This window comes from Plantactinospora mayteni (genome assembly GCF_016862935.1).
GTDB lineage: Bacteria > Actinomycetota > Actinomycetes > Mycobacteriales > Micromonosporaceae > Plantactinospora > Plantactinospora mayteni.
Genome location: NZ_BONX01000023.1, coordinates 129,943 through 148,443 on the forward strand (window position 1 = coordinate 129,943; position 18,501 = coordinate 148,443).

The following is an 18,501-nucleotide window of genomic DNA, read 5'->3' on the forward strand; positions in this document are numbered from 1 at the left end:
CGCATGACGTTGTTGGACGACGCGGTGGCGGTGCTCGACGAGCGGGGCGTACTGGACCGGCTGGGTCGGCTGATCCAGCAGGTCTACCGGCGCGCGGCGGACCGGCACGAGCCGGAGCTCGGCGACGACGCGATGAGCTTCGGCACCACCGTGTGGCGCAACCTGACCAACCTGGGCAAGGCCGAGTTCGACGGTCTGGACGGGATCCGGGTCCGGTTGGAGGACAACTCGCTGGAGGTCCTCTGCGCCGGTTACGTCGTCCGGCTCTACTCCCTACCGGGCGGGATCGAGTCGATCCGCTGGGAGGGCAGCGAGGCGCGGCTCGGCGGCGCGGTGGAGAACAGCCGCGACGGGCAGCTCGCCTTCGACGACGAGGGGCAGTTCCCCGAGGTCTTCGCCGACGTGGTGCCGTCGAAGCGGCACGTCCGGGTCGCGCACACCGGAGACATCGTCACCGGCGAGGCGGTCGCCTACCTCGGGCTGCCCCGGGACAACCGGGACAGCGGCTCCCCCTGGTTCGAGGTACGCCTCTGGTTCGGCGAGCCGGCCACCGCCGGAGCGCCCCTGCCGGTGGTCGTCGGCGACGCGGTACCGCAGCCGCGCACCGACGAGCTGCCGATCCCCGAGTTGGACCTGCTGGCCCTCCAGCCCGACGACCGGAGTGGCGGGTTCGGCTCGGCATTCGGCCGTCCGGCCGAGCGGTCCGCGTGACGGGTCGGCTCCGACCGCCGGTACTGCCGCCGGCCAGCCGCGCAGCCGCCGCCGCGTTCGCGCCGCACGCCTTCGCGCTGGCCCGCCGATGGCGGCGGATGCGCAAGAACGAGCTGGCCCGACAGGTCGGGGTCACGGCAGCGGCGGTCAGCCAGTACGAGTTGGGCCAGGCCCGCCCCTCGGCGGCAACGCTGGCCCGGCTGGCCCTGGCGCTCTCGATGCCGGTCGAGTTCTTCGCCGCCGGCTTTCCCGTCCCGGTCACCTCCGGCCAGGCGCACTTCCGCAGCCTGCGTACGACCAGCCAGGCTGAACGGGATCAGGCGGAGGCGTTCGGCGAACTCGCCTGGCGGGTGGTGGAGGTGGTCGAACGACAGCTCCGGCTGCCCCGGCTGCGGCTGCCGCACCTGGAGCTGGCCGAGCCGACCGGCCCCGACGACGTACGCGCCGCCGCCGTCACCGCCCGGGACGCGTTCGACCTCGGCGCCGCCCCGGTGCCGCACACCGTACGGCTGCTGGAGTCGGCCGGGGTGATCGTGCTCGCCCTGCCGGACGTCTCCGAACGGGTCGACGCCTTCTCGCACTGGTACGGCCAGCGTCCGTTCGTCTTCCTCAACCCGGGCAAGGACGACCGGGCCCGGTCCCGGATGGACGCCGCGCACGAGCTGGGACACCTGCTGATGCACCACGACGCCGAGCCGGGCAGCCAACTGCTGGAGCGGCAGGCCACCGCGTTCGCCTCCGAGTTCCTGGCCCCGAGCGCGGCGCTGCGCGACGAGTTGCCGCCCCGGCTCGACTTCGACAAGCTGCACGATCTCAAGCGCCGCTGGGGGATCAGCCTGAAGGCGCTGGTCTACCGGGGGCACGACCTCGGCGTCTACCGGGAGCACACCTACCGGCGCGGCATGGCGCTGCTCGCCCAGTGGGGCTTTCCGGAGCCGGGCGACCTCGGGCCGCGCGAGCAGCCGTCCCTGCTCGGCAAGGCCGTCGAACTCCTCGGCCGGCAGCAGGTCACCGTCGACCGGCTGGCCGTCCGGGCCGGACTGCCGCCGGGGCTCACCGGCGCCGTGCTGGCCGCCGGCACCGAGCACGTCCCCGAACTGGACATCGCCGTCACCTGAGCCGATCGAGCACCCCGCACCGTGCCGTTGACATGGGTAATTGCGTTGCCGACGCGGCGCGATCGGCGCATGATCTAAGCGTGACACGGCAGGAGCCACCCACCACGCGCCGCCGACGGCGGCGCACCGGGTCCCTGGCCTGACCGGATGGCATCGCGCGCGATCTCGGCGCGCCGGTCCGGCACCGCCGGACCCGTAGGACCCCACCCGGGGTCCGACGCCGGGTTCTCGGACAACCCGGCTCCCGCGGCGGCGCGGGGCGCGGTCACCTCTCTCATCGGGTACGACGCAGGTCGTGCCAACGCCCGCCCCGCGCCGCCGCACTCGCACTCGCACTCGCACTCGCACCGACAGCCGATGACGATCCTGGTCCGTGCCGCCGACCTCAGGTGAGGACGAGGCCGACCAGCCAGACGCCGGTGATGCCGAGCGCCGCCGCCAACTCGACCAGCAGGGCGAGCCCGACCGCCGACAGCGCGTGCCGGGTGGACGGCCACGCCTGCTTCGCGTCACCGAGCCGGGCCAGCTCGGCGAGCCAGAGCCCGAGTACGAAGCCGAGCACCAGCCCGACCACCGGCACCACGAAGAACCCGACCAGCCCGAGTACGCCCCCGGCGAGCAGGGACATCGTCGGCACCCCGCTGCGCTTCAGGTTCCGCCCCGGCCAGAGGTACTTGACGACGGTGCCGAGCACCGTGATCACGGTGACCAGGCCGAGTACGACCCAGCGGCCGACCCCCTCCCCGTCACCGAAGAACGACCAGACCAGTACGCCCAGCCAGCACAGGATCAGCCCGGGGATGATCGGCACGATCACCCCGCAGACGCCGATCACGATCGTCACGCCACACAGGAGGGTCACCACTGACTCGGTGTCGGTCATGTCCACGCCCCCAGGGTGCCCTACCGGCGCCGGTCACGCCGCACCGCCACCCGCCACCCGGCGTCAGGCGACAGGCGACAGGCGTCAGGCGTCAGGCGTCAGGCGTCAGGCGTCAGGCGTCAGGCGTCAGGCGTCAGGCGTCAGGCGTCAGGCGACATCGTCCCGGCGCCGCCGTGCACGGGCGGTCAACCACCCGGTGATCTCGCCCTCCGGGGCCGGCGCCGCGAAATAGCGGCCCTGGGCGGCGTCGCAGCCCAGCGCCCGGAGCTGGTCCGCCTGGCCCAGCGTCTCCACCGCCTCGGCGGTGACGGTCAACCCGAGGGCGTGGGCCAGCCGCACCAGCGCGTCGACGATCCGGCCGTCCACCAGACCCTGCCGGTCGCTGGACCGGATCCCCTCGACGAACGGGCCGGCGAGCTTGAGATTGTGGATCGGCAGCCGGCGCAGGTACGCCAGGTTGGAGTAGCCGGTGCCGAAGTCGTCGATCGCCAGCCGTACCCCGAGGGCGGCCAGCCGGCGCAGCGCGGGCAGTGGCTCGCCCGCGGTGGCCATCACCGCGCTCTCGGTGAGTTCGAGTTGCAGCAGGTCGGCCGGGAGTTCCGTCTGGCGCAGCACCTCCGAGACCGTGCCCACGATGGCCGGATCCCGGGCCTGCCGGGCGGCCAGGTTCACGCTGACCACGAGCCGGGCCTCGGGGAAGTCCCGGTGCCACCGGCTGGCGGCCTCGCAGGCCCGGGCCAGCACCCAGCGGCCGAGGTCGACGATCAGCCCGGTCTCCTCGGCCAGCCCGATGAACTCGTCCGGGCCGAGCAGCCCCAGCTCGGGATGCCGCCACCGGACCAGCGCCTCGACCGCGCAGATCGCCTCGTCGGCCAGGGTCACGATCGGCTGGTAGTCGACCACGAACTCGCCCCGGTGCAGCGCCGCCGACATGCCGGCGATCAGGGCCGACCGGGTCTGCTCCCGGGCCCGCCGCGCCGGGTCGTAGCTCACCCACCGGTTCCGACCCTCGGCCTTGGCCCAGTAGAGGGTGACGTCGGCGGCCTTCATCAGCTCGGCGACCGAGGTGGTGGCGAGCGGCCCGGAGACCACGCCGATGCTGGCCGACACCGACAGCCGGTGCTCGCCGATCTGCACCGGCTCGGCGACCGCCGCCAGCGCCAGGTCGGCCACCGCCTTGACCGCCCGGCAGCCGGCGTTGTGGTCGATCAGGATCACGAACTCGTCGCCGCCCATCCGGGCCACCAGGTGCCCCTGCCCGGCCACGCAGTCGGCGAGCCGCCGGGCCACCGTGACCAGCAGGTTGTCGCCGAGGTCGTGCCCGAGGCTGTCGTTGACCGCCTTGAAGCCGTCGAGGTCGAGGAAGCAGATCCCGACCCGGTCGTCCGGCCCGCCGGTGGCGAAGACCTCGCCGAGCCGGTCGAAGAAGAGGGTACGGTTCGGCAGCCCGGTCAGCGGGTCGTGCGACGCCTGGTAACGCAGCCGCTGCTGTAGCTCGTGCCGTTCGGTGATGTCCTCCACCATCGCCACCGTGAACCGGGGCCGCCCGTCGTCGTGCCGGATCAGCGAGACCGCGAGATCGGTCCAGACCGCACTGCCGTCCTTGCGGAAGTAGCGCTTCTCCACCCGTACGGCGTCCTGCTTGCCCTCGATCAACTGTTGGTACAGCTCCCACATCCCGGCCGCGTCGTCCCGGTGGAACAGCGCGGCCACGTTGATCTCGCGCAGTTCGTCGACGGAGTATCCGAGCAGGTCAGCGAAGGCCCGGTTGACGTCGATGACCTGCCCGTTGACGTCGGCGATGCCGATCCCGATCGCGGCGTCGACGAAGACCGCCCGGAACCGCGCCTCGCTGTCCCGGAGCGCCCGCTCGACCCGGTCCCGGGCCTCCCAGGCGGCCTGGGCGATCCGCTCCTGCTGGCTGAGCGTCCGCTGGCGCAGCGCACCGGCGAACCCCGCCGAGAGGGCACCCGCCAGGGCGGCGATCCGGGGTGTGGTTGTCGCGTCGGGCAGGGCGGGCAGGACGACGGCCCGGAACTGCTCACCGAGGGCGCGTACCGACCAGTCCAGCACGCCCGGCTCGGTCAGGTGGGCGTCGACCAGGGCCCGGCCGATGTCGTACCCCGGCTGCGGGGTGAACGGTTCGGCCAGCACCGCCCGGGCGAGTCGTACGGTCTGCGCGAGCAGCAGCCGCTGGCTCTCGGCCGTACTCGTCGCCACGAAACCGCACCGGGCCACCTCCCGCGCCCAGCATTCCGCGTACCGGTGCGCGCCGGGCCGGTCGAACTCCGAGCCGGTGACCGGGGCCGGCCACCCGTCGACCGCCGACTCCCCGCCCGACGACTCCTCGACCGATGGATCGTCGACCGGAGACTCCTCGGCCGGAGACTCGTCTCCACCGGCTGCGGTGACGGAGATCGACACCACTAGCCCGCGCCGTGGTCGTGCCGGCCCACCCCGCCGAACGCGCCGAGCCGCTCCGGATGCTCCCCCGGGTCGCCCGGTTCGTCGGGCAGGTCGGCGTGCATCATCCCGGTGTACTCGTCGTGGACCCGGGCGGCGCGAGGCCGGGTCAGATCGATGTCCGTGGGTAGCCCGTCCGGAAGTCGCATCTCCGCCTCAGCTCGTCACTCCGGCCCGTGCAGGGGCTGTCGGCCACGACCTGCCCCGGGCAGGCGGCGCCGACGAACCCGGCGGGTCGTGGTGATCGATCCACACTTTAGGGCCTGTCCAGCGGATCTTCTACCGGCCGTACGGCGGCGGGATAGGTTTGGCCGCATGGCGCAGCCGCGGTTCGTCCGGGAGACCGATGTCGATGGCCCGGTCGTCCGACCGGCCGGCCGGTCGCCCCGTCGGACCGGCCACCCGCCCCGGCCCCGCCCCGCACAGAGGTGACCCGCACGGAGGTGACGGCCCCCCAGCGGCCCGCCGTCGCGCTCGCCGCCGCGGCGTGCACGCTGGCCGGCACGGTCACGGTGGCTCTCGCCGTACTCGCCGGTCCGGCTCCGGAACTCGCCGCGTACGTCAGCGAGGCCGGCGCGTCGGACAGTCCGACCGTCTGGGCGTACCGGCTCGGTCTGCTGGCCGCCGCCACCGGCCTGGTACTGCTCGGCGCGGCCCTGCCCACCGCGTTGCGGCTGGCCACCGGGCTGCTGGTGGCGGGTGCGGTCGCCACCGTGGTCTCGGCCGGGGTGAGCTGCCGGGCAGCCTGCCCGCTGCCGCCGTTCTACCAGGTGACCCTGGCCGACGTGGTGCACGGCGGCGCCAGCATCGCGGCGGTGGCCGGCGCGGTCTTCGCCATGCTGGCGGTGGCCGGTACGCCCGGGGTGGCCCGGCCGCTGCGCCGGATCTCCGGAGCCGCCGCCGCGGTCGCGCTGCCGCTCTCGGCGGTTGCCGGCCTCACCCTGCTGCTGCTCGGCCGGAGCGTCCTGATGGGCGCGGTCGAGCGGCTGCTCCTGCTCGACCTGGCCGCCTGGGGAGTCGCCACCGCGCTCACCCTCGGGCTGAGCCGGGCACCCGCCGCGCGGGTCGACCGGGACGGTGCGGGTCGGGGTCGGCTGTAAGGCGCCTCACGAAGATCCGTCCTTTCATTAGCGGCTCCGGCGTCGTATCGTCTCTTGACGATGACCAATGTCTGGTTCCTGACCGTGCGCCTGTATGTCGATCTCCGACTACAGGCCAGCGGCTGCTGTCGCGGCTGACGCGTCTCCGCAACCCGCAGGTCCGCACACCGCAGGTCCGCCAGTCCGGCGTACCCCGGCCACCACACCGACCCGCCGACCCAGACGTAGGGATTCCGTTTATGACTTCCGCGATTTCCACCATTCGTAAGATTCCATTTTCCGTACAGATCCTCGCCGGTCTGGTCCTCGGCATCGCGCTGGGCTATCTGGCCCGGGCCGCCGACATCTCCTGGCTCGGCACCACCCTCGACGAGATCGGCAGCATCTTCGTCCAACTGCTGCGGCTCGCCGTACCCCCGCTGGTCTTCACCGCCCTGGTGGTCAGCGTGGTCAGCCTGCGCGGGGTGGCCAACGCCGCCCGGCTGGCGCTGAAGACCCTGCTCTGGTTCGGCATCACCGCGCTGATCGCGGTCGCCGTCGGCATCGGGCTGGGCCTGCTGGTCAACCCGGGCCGGGGCGTCACCCTGGACGTCGCCGGGGCCAAGGCGCCCGAGCGGACCGGCTCGTGGACGGACTTCCTCACCGGCATCATCCCGGAGAACCCGGTCGGCGCGTTCGTCGAGAACAACGTGCTCCAGATCGTCTTCCTGGCCGTGGTCGCCGGGGTCGCCGCGCTGCTGGTCGGCGCCGCCGCCGAGCCGTTCGTCAACGTCAACCGGGCGCTGCTGGCGATCACCCAGAAGGCGCTCTGGTGGCTGATCCGGCTCGCCCCGATCGGCACCCTCGGGCTGATCGGGCACGCCGTCGAGGCGTACGGGTGGGACCTGCTGGCCCCGCTGGCCAAGTTCACCACCGCGGTCTACGTCGGTTGCGCGATCGTGCTGCTGGTGGTCTACCCGCTGGTGCTGATCATCGCCGGCAAGCTCAACCCGCTGCGCTTCTACGCCGGCACCTGGCCCGCGATCGAACTCGCCTTCGTCTCCCGCTCGTCGGTCGGCACCATGCCGGTGACCCAGCGCTCGGTGGAGCGGATCGGCGTGCCGCGCGAGTACGCCTCGTTCGCCGTGCCGTTCGGCGCGACCACCAAGATGGACGGCTGCGCGGCGATCTACCCCGCGCTCGCGGCGATCTTCGTCGCCCAGGTCTTCGGGGTCAGCCTGAGCCCGCTCGACTACCTGCTGATCGCCTTCGTCTCGGTGGTCGGCTCGGCCGCCACCGCCGGGCTGACCGGCGCGCTGGTGATGCTGACGCTGACCCTGAGCACGCTGGGTCTGCCGCTGGCCGGGGCGGGTCTGCTGCTCGCCATCGACCCGATCCTGGACATGATCCGCACCGCCACCAACGTCGCCGGACAGGCGCTGGTCCCGACCGTGGTCGCCGCCCGAGAGGGCGTACTCGACCGCACCGCCTACAACGCCGCCGGCCGACAAGAACTCCTAGACGAGGACCCCACCGAACCCCCCACCCGCAATCTCGACCCAACCCCACAACCCGCCTGACGCTACGTTGATCGTGGTCTCCTGCTACCCCTCCAGGGGCAGCAGGAGACCACGATCCACTCCAGGCCGACCCGTTCGGTGCCCGCGCACCGGGCGCTGACCGTCCGGCGCCCGGTAGGGGCGCGAGTTGTTTCGGCGCCCGTGAGGGGCGCGGGGAAGAGGCGAGGATGAGTGTGCTGTTCAGCCCGTTGACGCTGCGTAGCGTGACGCTGCCGAACCGGATCGTGATGTCACCGATGTGCCAGTACTCGGCGGGTCCGGACGGGCTGCCCACCGACTGGCACCGGATCCACCTCGGATCCCGGGCGGTGGGCGGGGTCGGGCTGGTGATCAGCGAGGCCACCGCGGTCGTACCGGAGGGCCGGATCAGTCCCCGGGACACCGGGCTCTGGTCGGACGCGCACGTCGACGCCTGGCGGCCGATCACCGCGGCCGTGGCCGGAGCCGGTGCGGTACCGGCGGTACAGCTCGCGCACGCCGGCCGCAAGGCGTCCACGTACTGGCCCTGGTCGCCGGTCAAGGGCGGGGTACCGGACGACGAGGGCGGCTGGACCCCGGTCGGCCCGGGCACCGAGCCGTTCGTGCCGGCGTACCGGACGCCGGTCGCGCTGGACCGGGCCGGCATCGCCCGGGTGGTCGAGGCGTTCGGGCGAGCCGCCGGACGTGCCCTCGATGCCGGGTTCCGGGCGGTGGAGATCCACGCCGCGCACGGCTACCTGCTGCACGAGTTCCTCTCCCCGCTGGTCAACTTCCGCACCGACTCCTACGGCGGCGACCTGGCCGGGCGGAGCCGGTTCGCCCTGGAGGTGACCCGGACGGTCCGGGCGGCGGTCGGCGACGACGTACCGGTGCTGGTCCGGATCTCGGCCACCGACTGGGTACCGGGCGGCTGGACCCCGGCCGACAGCGTGCTGCTGGCCAAGCTGCTCGCCGAGGCCGGCGCCGACCTGGTGGACTGCTCGTCCGGCGGCGGCGTGCCGGAGGCCGAGATCCCGCTCGGCCCCGGCTACCAGGTGCCGCTGGCCGCCCAGGTGCGCCGGGAGAGCGGGGTGCCGACCGGCACGGTCGGGCTGATCAGCGAGCCGGAGCACGCCGAGGCGATCGTGGCGACCGGCGAGGCCGACCTGGTGCTGCTCGGCCGGGAACTGCTGCGCGACCCGTACTGGCCGCGCCGCGCGGCGGACCGGCTCGGCGCCACCGTGCACACCCCGGACCAATACCTCCGGGCCTGGTGACCAGCGCCAGAACTGGCCCGGCGAGCAGGGCCAGAACTGGCCCGGTGACCAGCGCCAGAACGGGCCCGGCGAGCAGGGTCAGAAGAGCACGGTGGCGAAGGTGCCGACCGAGCGGAATCCGCAGCGCTCGTAGACCCGGCGGGCCGGGGCGTTGTAGTCGTTGACGTAGAGGCTCACCGTCGGGGCGACCCGGGCCAGCGCGTCCCGGACCACCGCCGCCATCGCGGCGACGCCGATCCCCCGCCCCCGCCAGGCCGGCTCGACCCAGACCCCCTGGATCTGCGCGGTGCGCCGGGTGACGACGGCCAGCTCGGCCTTGAAGATCACCTGGCCGTCGACGATCCGGGCGTACGCCCGGCGGGCCCGGACCAGCTCGGCCACCCGCTGCCGGTACGCCCGCCCGCCGTCCTCGGCCAACGGCGACACGCCCACCTCCTCGGTGTACATCGCCACCGCCGCCGGAAAGAGCGCGTCGATCTCACCCGCCCGCACCGGATGCACGTCCGGATCCGGCGCCACCTGCGGCACCGCCCCGGTCGCCAGCAACGGCTGGTTCGGGCGTACGTCCCGGGCCGGTCCCCACCGCCCGGAGAGGCGCTCCCAGAGCCCGAGCACCCCGTCGGCCCGTCCGACAATCGACGAGCAGGTACGTTCCTCGGCTCCGAGCGCCTCGGCGAAGGCGGCGATCGCCGGTCGGCCGGCGCAGACCGGGGTGACCTGCCCGCCCAGCCAGCAGAGCGATTCGAGGTTGTCCCGGGTGCCGTAGCCGAGGACCCGGCCGTCCGCCCGCCACCAGGACAGCCCGTTCGCGGCGACCCGCTCGGCCACCTGTGCGGCGGCGAAGGGGTCGAGGTCGAGGATCCGCTCCACCGCGCCGCGTTCGGCCTCTCCGAGCTGGCGTACCGGCACCATCAGCACGCCTACCAGCGTGCCAGATCATCGGCGGGGGAACGGCCCGGATCACCGCGCCCGCCCCGGGTGGGTCCGGTGGGCGGTCCGGACCCTGTCGAGCGGTACCGGACACACCGGCCGTTACGCGGACTCCCGGACCACCAGCTCGGTGGGGAGGATGACCGCCGCGTGCGAGTCGCCGGCCAGGTGCCCGAGGAGCAGCCGGACCATCTCGGCGCTGATCCGGGCCCACGGCTGCCGGATCGTGGTGAGCCGCGGTACGGAGGTGGTGGCCACCTTCGAGTCGTCGAAGCCGCCGACCGCGACGTCCTCGGGTACCCGCTTGCCGGCCCGGCGCAGCGCGGCGATCGCGCCGGTGGCCATCAGGTCCGAGCTGACGAAGACGGCGTCCAGCTCCGGCGCCTGGCGCAGCAGCCGTTCCATCGCCGCCTCGCCGCTGTCGTGGGTGTAGTCGCCGGTCACCACCAGCCGGGGATCGGTCTCGCCGAGCACGTCGTGATAGCCGGCGAGCCGGTCCACCCCGCCGGAGGTGTCCAGCGGGCCGGTGATGGTGCCGATGGTCCGGTGCCCCCGGGACCGCAGGTAGCTGACCATCTGCCGGGCCCCGCCCCGGTCGTCGGCGGCGACGTAGCTGACGTCGGAGTCCCGGCCGAGCGGGCGGCCGACGGCGACGAAGGGCAGGCCGCGCTCGTCCAGCTCGTCCAGCAGCGGGCTGCCGGCATGGGTGGAGATCACCAGCGCGCCGTCCACGTGCCCGCCGGTGACGTACCGGCCGACCCGCTTGCGGTCCTCCTGCGTGCCGGCGATGGTCAGCAGCAGCGTGATGTCGTGCTCGGCCAGCTCCTGGGTGCAGCCCCGGAGCAGGATGTTGAAGTTCGGGTCCTCGAAGAGCCGGTCCTGCGGCTCGGAGAGGATGAACGCCACCGAGTCCGAGCGCTGGGTGACGAGGCTCCGGGCGTGCTGGTTGAGCACGTACCCGGTCTTGCGGATCGCCCGCCGGACGGCCTCCAGGGCCGGGCCGCTGACGTTGTGCCCGCCGTTGAGTACCCGGGAGACGGTGCCCCGGGAGACCCCGGCCACCGCCGCCACGTCGTCCATGGTCGGGCGGGGCCTCGTCCGGCGGCGGGTACGGCTGCGATCAGGCGCGGTCACCCTGTCATTGTGCTCGCGCCGGCACCCGGCGGCGGCACCGGAGCTTGTGACACAGCTCGCCCACTCCCCACCCGCCGCTATGCCTTGGTCGCGCCGGAGAGCAGGTCGATCCGCCAGTAGCGTTGCAGCGACAGGAAGAGCACCACCAGCGGGATGATCGACAGCAGCGACCCGGCGATCACCAGCCGATAGAGCGCGGGTTGGGTGTTGCCCTGGTTGAGCAACGTGTAGAGGCCCAGCGTCACCGGGAACCGCTCGTCGTTCGCGAGCATGATGAACGGCAGCAGGAAGTTGTTCCAGATCGCCACGAACTGGAGCAGGAAGACGGTGATCAGGCCGGGCACCATCATCGGCAGCGCCACCCGGCGGAAGATGCCGAACTCGCTCGCCCCGTCCACCCGGGCCGCCTCGACCACCGAGTCCGGCACCGCCGCCGCCGCGTAGATCCGGGCCAGGTAGATGCCGTACGGGCTGACGATGCTGGGCAGCAGCACCGACCAGTACGTGTCGGTCAGCCCCACCTTGGCCAGCAGCAGATACTGCGGTACGGCGAGCGTGATCCCCGGCACCAGCACCCCGGCCAGCAGTACGTTGAACACCACCGACCGGCCCGGGAACCGGAACTTCGCCAGGGTGTAGCCGCTCAGCCCGGAGACGGCCGCGGAGAGCGCCGCCCCGACCCCGGCATAGAGCAGGGTGTTCAGCATCCACCGCCAGAACAGCCCGTCCCGGTACGTCGACAGGTCGGTCACGTTGCCGACCAGCGCGTCGCCGGGCGCGAAGGTGGAGCTGGTGAAGAGGGTGGCCGCGTCCTTGCTGGCGGCGACCAGCACCCAGGCCACCGGCAGCAGGCAGTAGAACGCCCCGATCAGCAGGATCGCGGTCGGCACCAGCCGGGTGATCCGGCCCTCCCCCGGGCCGCTCATCCCGGCCCGCGCCGGTGGTGCCGTCCGCCCCGTGGCCGTGCCCCGGGCGGCGGTGACGGTGTCGGTTCCGGCCATCTCACTGCTCCTGTCCGAAGGCCCGCCGCTGCACCAGCCGCAGGAAGCCCAGCGACAGGAGCAGGGTGATCGCGGCGATCAGCACCGAGGTGGCCGCGGCGGCGTACCGGTCGTCGGTGGCGAAGGCGTCGCGATAGATCTTCATCAGCGGCGTCCAGGTGGACGAGATCGAGTTGGTCATCGGCGCCAGCGTCATCGGCTCGCTGAACACCTGCAACGTGGCGATCATGGTGAACAGCGTGGTCATCACCAGCGCCGGGGTGAGCAGCGGGATCTTGATCCGGAGCGCGACCTGGATCTCGGAGCAGCCGTCGAGCCGGGCCGACTCGTACAGCTCGGGCGGGATCGCCCGGAGCGCCGTGTAGAGCACGATCATGTTGAAGCCGACGCCGCCCCAGAGCCCGATGTTGACCACCGCGTAGAAGACCGCGCCGGTGCCGAGCAGATCCGGCTCGGGCAGCCCGAACCGGGCCAGCAGATCGTTGAGCGGGCTGGTCGCCGGCAGGTAGAGGAAGCCCCAGAGCAGGCTGGCGATCACCGCCGGCACCGCGTACGGCAGGAAGATCGCGGTACGGCTGAACCGGGCGAGCCGGGCCCGGGGCCGGTCCAGCAGCAGGGCGAAGAGCAGCGCCAGCCCCAGCATGGTCGGCACCAGCAGTGCTCCGTAGCCGAGCACCCGCAGCGCGCCGGACCAGAGTTCGGAGTCGGTGACCGCGTTCCGGTAGTTCTCCAGCCCGGCGAAGACCTCGGTCCGGGAGCCCCGACCGAGCCCCAGCCCGGAGATCCGCACCTTGCGCAGGCTCAGGTACCCGGCGTACCCGATCGGGGCGAGGAAGAAGGCGAGGAACAGGATCACCGCCGGGGCGAGGAAGACGTACGGGACCCCGGTACGCCTTCCCCGGCGGCGCACCCCGGGGGTGGCCGTTGGCATCGACTCTCCGTTCGGTCGGCCGGTCGCTGTCGGCGGGCGGGTGGTCAGCAGGTCTCTGCCGCCTGCCCGCCGCTCAGCCGGCGATGGTGAAGCCGTTCTTGCGCATGTCGTCCACGGTCGCGGTCTGCATCGCGTCGACCGCTGCCCCGAACGGCGTCTTCGCGGTGATCGCCTTGCCGAACACGTCCTGGTAGGTCTCGTAGGTGACGTTGACGTTCGGTCCCCAGGTGACCCCGGCGGCGGTGTCGGCGATCTGCTTGGCCAGCGGATAGAAGTCGGTCTGGTTGGCGAAGAAGTCCGGTGGCGAGGCGAGCGCCGGGCCGGACTGGGCGTCCCGGGCCGCCGGATAGACGGCGCACTCCCGGACCAGCATGGTGGTGGCGGCCGGGTCGGTGTTCAGCCAGGTGGCGAAGCGTACCGCCGCCGCCTTGTGCGTGGAGGCCGCCGTGACCCCGGTCGAGGAGCCGCCCCAGTTGCCGGTCCGGTTCTCGCCGGCGCTCCACTGCGGCAGCGGTGCCATCGCCCACTTGCCCTTGGTGGCCGGCGCGTTGCCGACCAGTACGCCCGGGGCCCAGACCGCACTCGGCCAGGCCAGCAGGGTGCCGTCGTTGAGCGACTTGTTCCACTCCGGGGTGTACATCGGCTTGCCGTCGACCACGCCCTCGCCGACCAGCCCGCCCCAGTAGTCGGCGACCCTCTTCGTGCCGGCGTCGTCGACGGTGACCCGCCAGGACTCGCCGTCGATCCCCCACCAGTTCGCGCCGGCCTGCTGGGCCAGCCCGGCGAACCAGCCCGGGTCGTTGGCGGAGAAGGTGGTGAGGAAGTGCTTCTTGCTCTTGCCGCGCAGCGTACGGGCGGTCTGGGCGAACTCCTCCCAGGTCTTCGGTACGGTCAGCCCGAACTGTCCGAAGAGGTCGGTGCGGTAGTAGAGCATCATCGGCGCGGCGTCCTGCGGGATCGCGTAGACCGCCTCGGTGCCGAGGGTCACCTGTCGCCAGGTGCCCTCGGAGAACTTCTCCGCCAGCGGTTTGGCCTGCTCGGCGATGTCGGCCAGCACGTCGTTGCTGACCAGGGTGGGCAGCGACTGGTATTCGACCTGGGCGAGGTCCGGCGGGTTGCCCGCCTTGGCGGCGGTGAGCAGCTTGGTGACGATGTCCGCACCACCGGCCTGCTTGCTGAGCGTCACCTTGGTCTCCGGGTTGTCGGCGTTCCACCGGTCGACCAGCTTCTCGATGTTGGGCGCCCAGGACCAGAAGGTCAGCTCGACCGGGCCGGTCGGCTCCGCCGGGTCGTCGTCCGACGTGGAGGTGCAGGCAGCGACCAGGCTGGCGCCGAGAGCCACCGCCAGGATCTTCGCGGCGAGCGTACGGGTCATCTCAACCTCTCAGTTTCCGTGGTGTCATCGGCTGGTGATCAACCAGAAACAACTGGGAGCGCTCACAGTCTTGGGCTCCCGATCGATCATGTCAAGACACGCTTTTGCACTTGTTCGCCTTGTAGATCCGTGTGGAATCATGCCCACTAACCCTGGGAGCGCGCACAGTTCGGAGATCCCGCATGAGTCAGACCCCGCAACTCGTGGTAGCCGCCGAGGACTCCGCCGGTCGGGCCGGGCCGCTGCCCCGGCTGACCCGCCTGGCGTACGGCGGCGACTACAACCCCGAGCAGTGGCCGGAATCCGTCTGGGCCGAGGACGTCGAGTTGATGCGGGTCGCCGGGGTGAACCTGGTCAGCGTCGGGATCTTCGCCTGGGCCCTGCTGGAGCCGGCCGAGGGGCGGTTCGAGTTCGGCTGGTTCGACCGGCTGCTCGGCCTGCTGCACGACGGCGGGATCGGGGTCGACCTGGCCACCCCGACGGCCGTACCGCCGGCCTGGTTCCGTCGCCGCTATCCGGAGGCCCGGCTGGTCGACCGGCACGGCGTGGTGCTGGGCGGGGGCGCACGGCAGTCGTTCTGCCCCAGCTCACCCGCGTACGCCGAGGCCAGCGCGCGGATCACCGAGCAGCTCGCCCGCCGCTACGCCGGCCACCCGGCGCTGGTGCTCTGGCACTCGCACAACGAGTACGGCGGCGCCAACGCGCTCTGCTACTGCGCCACCTCGGCCGAGGCGTTCCGGGACTGGCTGCGCGAGCGCCACGGCGACGACCTGGGCCGGCTCAACACGGCCTGGGGCACCACCTTCTGGGGCCAGCGGTACGCCGACTGGGCCGAGATCGAACCGCCGCTCGCCGCACCCACTGCGGTCAACCCCAGCCAACAGCTCGACTTCCTGCGCTTCTCCTCCGACGCGCACCTGGGCAACTTCCGGCGGGAGCGGGACATCCTGCACCGGCTCTCCCCCGGCGTGCCGGTGACCACCAACTTCATGATCGCCAACTGCAAGACGATCGACTACTGGCGCTGGGCCGCCGAGGTGGACGTGGTCTCCAACGACCACTACCTGCGGGCCGAGGAGCCGGACAACCACATCGAGCTGGCCATGTGCGCCGATCTGACCCGGGCGGTCGCCGGCGGGCAGCCCTGGCTGCTGATGGAACACGCCACCTCGGCGGTGAACTGGCAGCCCCGCAACGTCGCCAAGCGCCCCGGCGAACTGCGCCGCAACAGCCTGGCCCACCTGGCCCGGGGTGCCGAGTCGGCGCTCTTCTTCCAGTGGCGGGCATCCCGGTTCGGCGCCGAGAAGTTCCACAGTGCGATGCTGCCGCACGGCGGCACCGACACCCGGATCTGGCGCGAGGTGGTGGCGCTCGGCGCCGACCTGCCCAGCCTCGAACCGCTGCGCGGCACCCGGGTCGTCGCCGACGTGGCGGTGCTGTGGGACTGGGAGTCCTGGTGGGCCGTTGAGCTGGACTGGCGCCCGTCGGTCGACCTGGACTACCGGGAGCGGATGGCGGCCTACTACGAGCGGCTCTGGCGGGACCGGCTCACCGTGGACTTCGCCCATCCGGAACGGGCGCTGGACGGCTACCGGCTGGTCGTCGTACCGAGCCTCTATCTGACCACGCCGGCTGCGGCGGAGAACCTGCGCCGGTACGTCGCGGGTGGCGGGACGCTGCTGGTGTCGTACTTCTCCGGGATCGTGGACGCGGACGACGCGCTGCATCCCGGTGGGCATCCGGGTGCGTTACGCGAGCTGCTCGGGCTGACCGTGGAGGAGTTCCTGCCGCTGCGCTCCGGCGAGACGGTCCGGCTGGGCGTCGACTCCGAGCCGACCGGGGCGACGCCTGGCGAGGAGATCGTCGGGGACGTCTGGGCCGAGGTGGTGGTGCCGCACGGCGCCGCGCCGGTACTGAGCTATCTGGACGGTCCTGCGGCCGGCGGACCGGCGGTCACCCGGCACACCCTCGGTGCCGGCCACGCCTGGTACGTCTCGACCCGGCTCACCGCCGCCGGCCTCGCCCCGGTGCTCGGGGCGGCGTACCGGGACGCCGGTCTGGTCCCGCCGGACGGGGTGCCGGAGGGCGTCGAACTGGTCCGCCGGGCCGGTGCCGACGGCAGCCGGTTCCTGATCGCGATCAACCACACCGACCGCGAGGTGGAGTTGGCGGCGACCGGCACCGACCTGCTCGACGGCACCTTCCAGCCGGGCGTATGCCGGGTGCCGGCCGGCGGCGTACGCGCGCTGCGCGCCTGACGGGACGGCGCTGTCGGTCGCCTCTTGACATCGTTCCACCGTGATGGTTCCGTGAGCGCTCACAACCACACTTGTCGATGGCGCCCGGAGAGATCGCCGGTTGTGCCAGTTCAGCAGGGGCAGATCGTTCCTGTGAGCGCTCCCAATTCAGAGCCTGGGCGGGCACTGCCGCCTCGGCGGTTGCCAAGGAGGAACGTCCACTGATGCCGAACAGGAAGCTCGGGCTCGGTGCCCTCGCGCTGGTCGCGGCCGTACTCGTACCAGATCTGGGTCGACCGGCGGCGGCCGGCCCCGATCCCGGGGCGGTGGTGGCGAACCCCGGCTTCGAGGCCACCGGTTCCGACGGCTCGCCGACCGGCTGGTCGGTACGCGGCCAGCGCTCGGCCAGCTTTGTCGAGCCGGGCGGCCGGACCGGGGCGAACCGGCTCACCCACTGGGCCGACCAGCCGTACCGGGTCGAGACCTACCAGCGGCTCACCGGGCTACGCCGGGGCGACCACACCCTCCGGGTCTCGGTACGCGCCAGCGGCGGCCAGCGCGACGCGTACATCTCGCTCACCGGCTGCGGCGGACCGGGCCAGCGGGTCGACCTGCCCCGCACCGGCGGCGAGTGGTGGGTGGAGGTGGCCCTGACCACCCGGGTCAGCACCGGCCGCTGCACCGTCGGCCTCGTCTCGGACGGCAACGCCGGGGACTGGGCGCACTTCGACGACCTGACGCTGCGCCCCGCCACCCGGCCGGCGGGTGCCCCCGCGCTGCGGATCGCCGGGGCCGACGTCTCGCACCTGACCAAGAACGAGCACCACGGCGCGGTCTACCGCGACCGCGCCGGACCTCGCCGGGACGCGCTGCGAATCCTGCGCGACGACGGCGTCAACTACGCCCGGGTGAAGGTCTGGGTCGACCCGGCCGACGGGTTCAGCGACAAGGCGGACGTACTGGCCAAGGCACGCCGGGCCAAGGCGCTCGGCATGGGCCTGCTGGTCGACTTCCACTACTCGGACACCTGGGCCGACCCGGGCAAGCAGTTCAAGCCCGCCGCCTGGGCGGAGCTGCCCTTCGAGCGGCTCCGGCAGGCGCTCTACGACCACACCTACGACGTGGTCTCCAGCCTGCGCCGGCAGGGCACCCCGGCCGACATGGTGCAGGTCGGCAACGAGATCAACGGCGGGATGCTCTGGCCGGACGGGCGCTGGGACAACTGGGACGGGCTGGCGGCCCTGCTCACCGCGGCCAGCACCGCGGTCACCGACGCCTCGCCGGCCAGCCGGGTCGCGCTGCACCTGGCCGAGGGCGGCAACAACGGCGGCCACCGGTGGTGGTTCGACAACGCGGTCAGCCGGGGCGTGCCGTTCGACCTCGTCGCCGTCTCGCACTACACGTACTGGCACGGGCCGCTCGGCTCGCTCCAGGCCAACCTCTTCGACCTGACCAGCCGGTACGGCCGGCCGGTGATGGTGGTGGAGACCGGGTACGGCTTCACGCTGGCCGAGCAGGACCAAGAGGCAAACATCTTCAACGCCTCGCTGCAACAGGCCGGCGGCTATCCGGCCACCCCCGAGGGTCAGGCCGACGCGATCCGCGACATGGTCAACACCGTCGCCGCCGTACCCGGTGCGCTCGGCGTCTTCTACTGGGAACCGACCTGGACCGCGGTCGCCGGAGCCGGCTGGGATCCGGCCGACCCGAGCTCCGGGGACGGCTGGGAGAACCAGGCGCTCTTCGACTACTCCGGTCGGGCCCTGCCCGGACTGCGGGTACTCGGCGACGCCGCTCGATAGGCACTCATCCCCCTCGACGGAA

At 72.5% G+C, this 18,501-nt stretch carries 15 protein-coding genes; 7 read left to right on the forward strand and 8 right to left on the reverse strand.

Annotated features, from left to right (window positions below):
• The first annotated feature begins 3 nt into the window (after positions 1-3).
• Together Pma05_RS16765 and Pma05_RS16770 are read left to right on the forward strand one after the other, a co-directional pair.
• Positions 4-711 (forward strand): hypothetical protein, encoded by a 708-nt coding sequence (locus Pma05_RS16765; RefSeq protein WP_203858350.1) that lies wholly within the window; start codon positions 4-6, stop codon positions 709-711.
• Positions 708-1,829 carry an XRE family transcriptional regulator gene (locus tag Pma05_RS16770; RefSeq protein WP_203858351.1) on the forward strand — a complete coding sequence of 374 codons (1,122 nt, stop codon included), beginning with the start codon at positions 708-710 and terminating at the stop codon, positions 1,827-1,829. Before Pma05_RS16765 ends, Pma05_RS16770 begins: the two co-directional genes overlap by 4 nt.
• A gap of 385 nt (positions 1,830-2,214) precedes the next feature.
• On the opposite strand, the gene Pma05_RS16775 is transcribed toward Pma05_RS16770, so the two are convergent.
• From Pma05_RS16775 to Pma05_RS16785, 3 genes are all read right to left on the reverse strand, one after another.
• Positions 2,215-2,718, reverse strand: coding sequence for a DUF456 domain-containing protein (locus Pma05_RS16775; protein ID WP_203858352.1), 504 nt, complete (start codon positions 2,716-2,718; stop codon positions 2,215-2,217).
• 141 nt (positions 2,719-2,859) lie between these two features.
• A complete protein-coding gene (locus tag Pma05_RS16780) occupies positions 2,860-5,139 on the reverse strand; it encodes a putative bifunctional diguanylate cyclase/phosphodiesterase (protein ID WP_239312491.1) in 2,280 nt (759 codons plus the stop codon).
• Complete coding sequence (locus tag Pma05_RS16785) at positions 5,139-5,324, reverse strand: hypothetical protein (protein ID WP_203858353.1); 186 nt, start codon at positions 5,322-5,324, stop codon at positions 5,139-5,141. The genes Pma05_RS16780 and Pma05_RS16785 overlap by 1 nt, the downstream gene beginning before the upstream one ends.
• Positions 5,325-5,618: 294 nt before the next feature.
• Here Pma05_RS16785 and Pma05_RS16790 point away from each other — a divergent pair, with 294 nt between their 5' ends.
• The 3 genes from Pma05_RS16790 (at position 5,619) to Pma05_RS16800 (ending at position 9,069) form a co-directional block, all read left to right on the forward strand.
• Positions 5,619-6,275 (forward strand): DUF998 domain-containing protein, encoded by a 657-nt coding sequence (locus tag Pma05_RS16790; RefSeq protein WP_203858354.1) that lies wholly within the window; start codon positions 5,619-5,621, stop codon positions 6,273-6,275.
• Positions 6,276-6,535: 260 nt separating this feature from the next.
• Complete coding sequence (locus Pma05_RS16795; protein WP_203858704.1) at positions 6,536-7,834, forward strand: dicarboxylate/amino acid:cation symporter; 1,299 nt, start codon at positions 6,536-6,538, stop codon at positions 7,832-7,834.
• A gap of 167 nt (positions 7,835-8,001) precedes the next feature.
• The gene (locus Pma05_RS16800) at positions 8,002-9,069 is read left to right on the forward strand and encodes an NADH:flavin oxidoreductase/NADH oxidase (RefSeq protein WP_203858355.1); all 1,068 of its coding nucleotides are present in this window, start codon (positions 8,002-8,004) and stop codon (positions 9,067-9,069) included.
• Positions 9,070-9,147: 78 nt separating this feature from the next.
• Here the strand turns inward: Pma05_RS16800 and Pma05_RS16805 are convergent, their stop codons facing one another.
• The 5 genes from Pma05_RS16805 to Pma05_RS16825 all read right to left on the reverse strand — a co-directional run bounded on the left by Pma05_RS16805 (position 9,148) and on the right by Pma05_RS16825 (position 14,440).
• A complete protein-coding gene (locus tag Pma05_RS16805) occupies positions 9,148-9,987 on the reverse strand; it encodes a GNAT family N-acetyltransferase (RefSeq protein WP_203858356.1) in 840 nt (279 codons plus the stop codon).
• Positions 9,988-10,101: 114 nt separating this feature from the next.
• Positions 10,102-11,133 carry a LacI family DNA-binding transcriptional regulator gene (locus tag Pma05_RS16810; protein WP_307836858.1) on the reverse strand — a complete coding sequence of 344 codons (1,032 nt, stop codon included), beginning with the start codon at positions 11,131-11,133 and terminating at the stop codon, positions 10,102-10,104.
• A gap of 77 nt (positions 11,134-11,210) precedes the next feature.
• Entirely contained in the window at positions 11,211-12,134 is a 924-nt protein-coding gene (locus Pma05_RS16815; RefSeq protein ID WP_239312493.1) for a carbohydrate ABC transporter permease, read from the reverse strand.
• A 1-nt stretch (position 12,135) separates the two neighbouring features.
• Positions 12,136-13,065, reverse strand: coding sequence for a carbohydrate ABC transporter permease (locus Pma05_RS16820; RefSeq protein ID WP_203858357.1), 930 nt, complete (start codon positions 13,063-13,065; stop codon positions 12,136-12,138).
• A gap of 73 nt (positions 13,066-13,138) precedes the next feature.
• Positions 13,139-14,440, reverse strand: a complete 1,302-nt coding sequence (locus Pma05_RS16825) for an ABC transporter substrate-binding protein (RefSeq protein WP_203858358.1) — start codon at positions 14,438-14,440, stop codon at positions 13,139-13,141.
• 182 nt (positions 14,441-14,622) lie between these two features.
• Here Pma05_RS16825 and Pma05_RS16830 point away from each other — a divergent pair, with 182 nt between their 5' ends.
• Together Pma05_RS16830 and Pma05_RS16835 are read left to right on the forward strand one after the other, a co-directional pair.
• Complete coding sequence (locus tag Pma05_RS16830; protein WP_203858359.1) at positions 14,623-16,698, forward strand: beta-galactosidase; 2,076 nt, start codon at positions 14,623-14,625, stop codon at positions 16,696-16,698.
• Between the two features lie 203 nt (positions 16,699-16,901).
• Positions 16,902-18,479 carry a glycoside hydrolase family 53 protein gene (locus tag Pma05_RS16835; RefSeq protein ID WP_203858360.1) on the forward strand — a complete coding sequence of 526 codons (1,578 nt, stop codon included), beginning with the start codon at positions 16,902-16,904 and terminating at the stop codon, positions 18,477-18,479.
• The last annotated feature ends 22 nt before the right edge of the window (positions 18,480-18,501 follow it).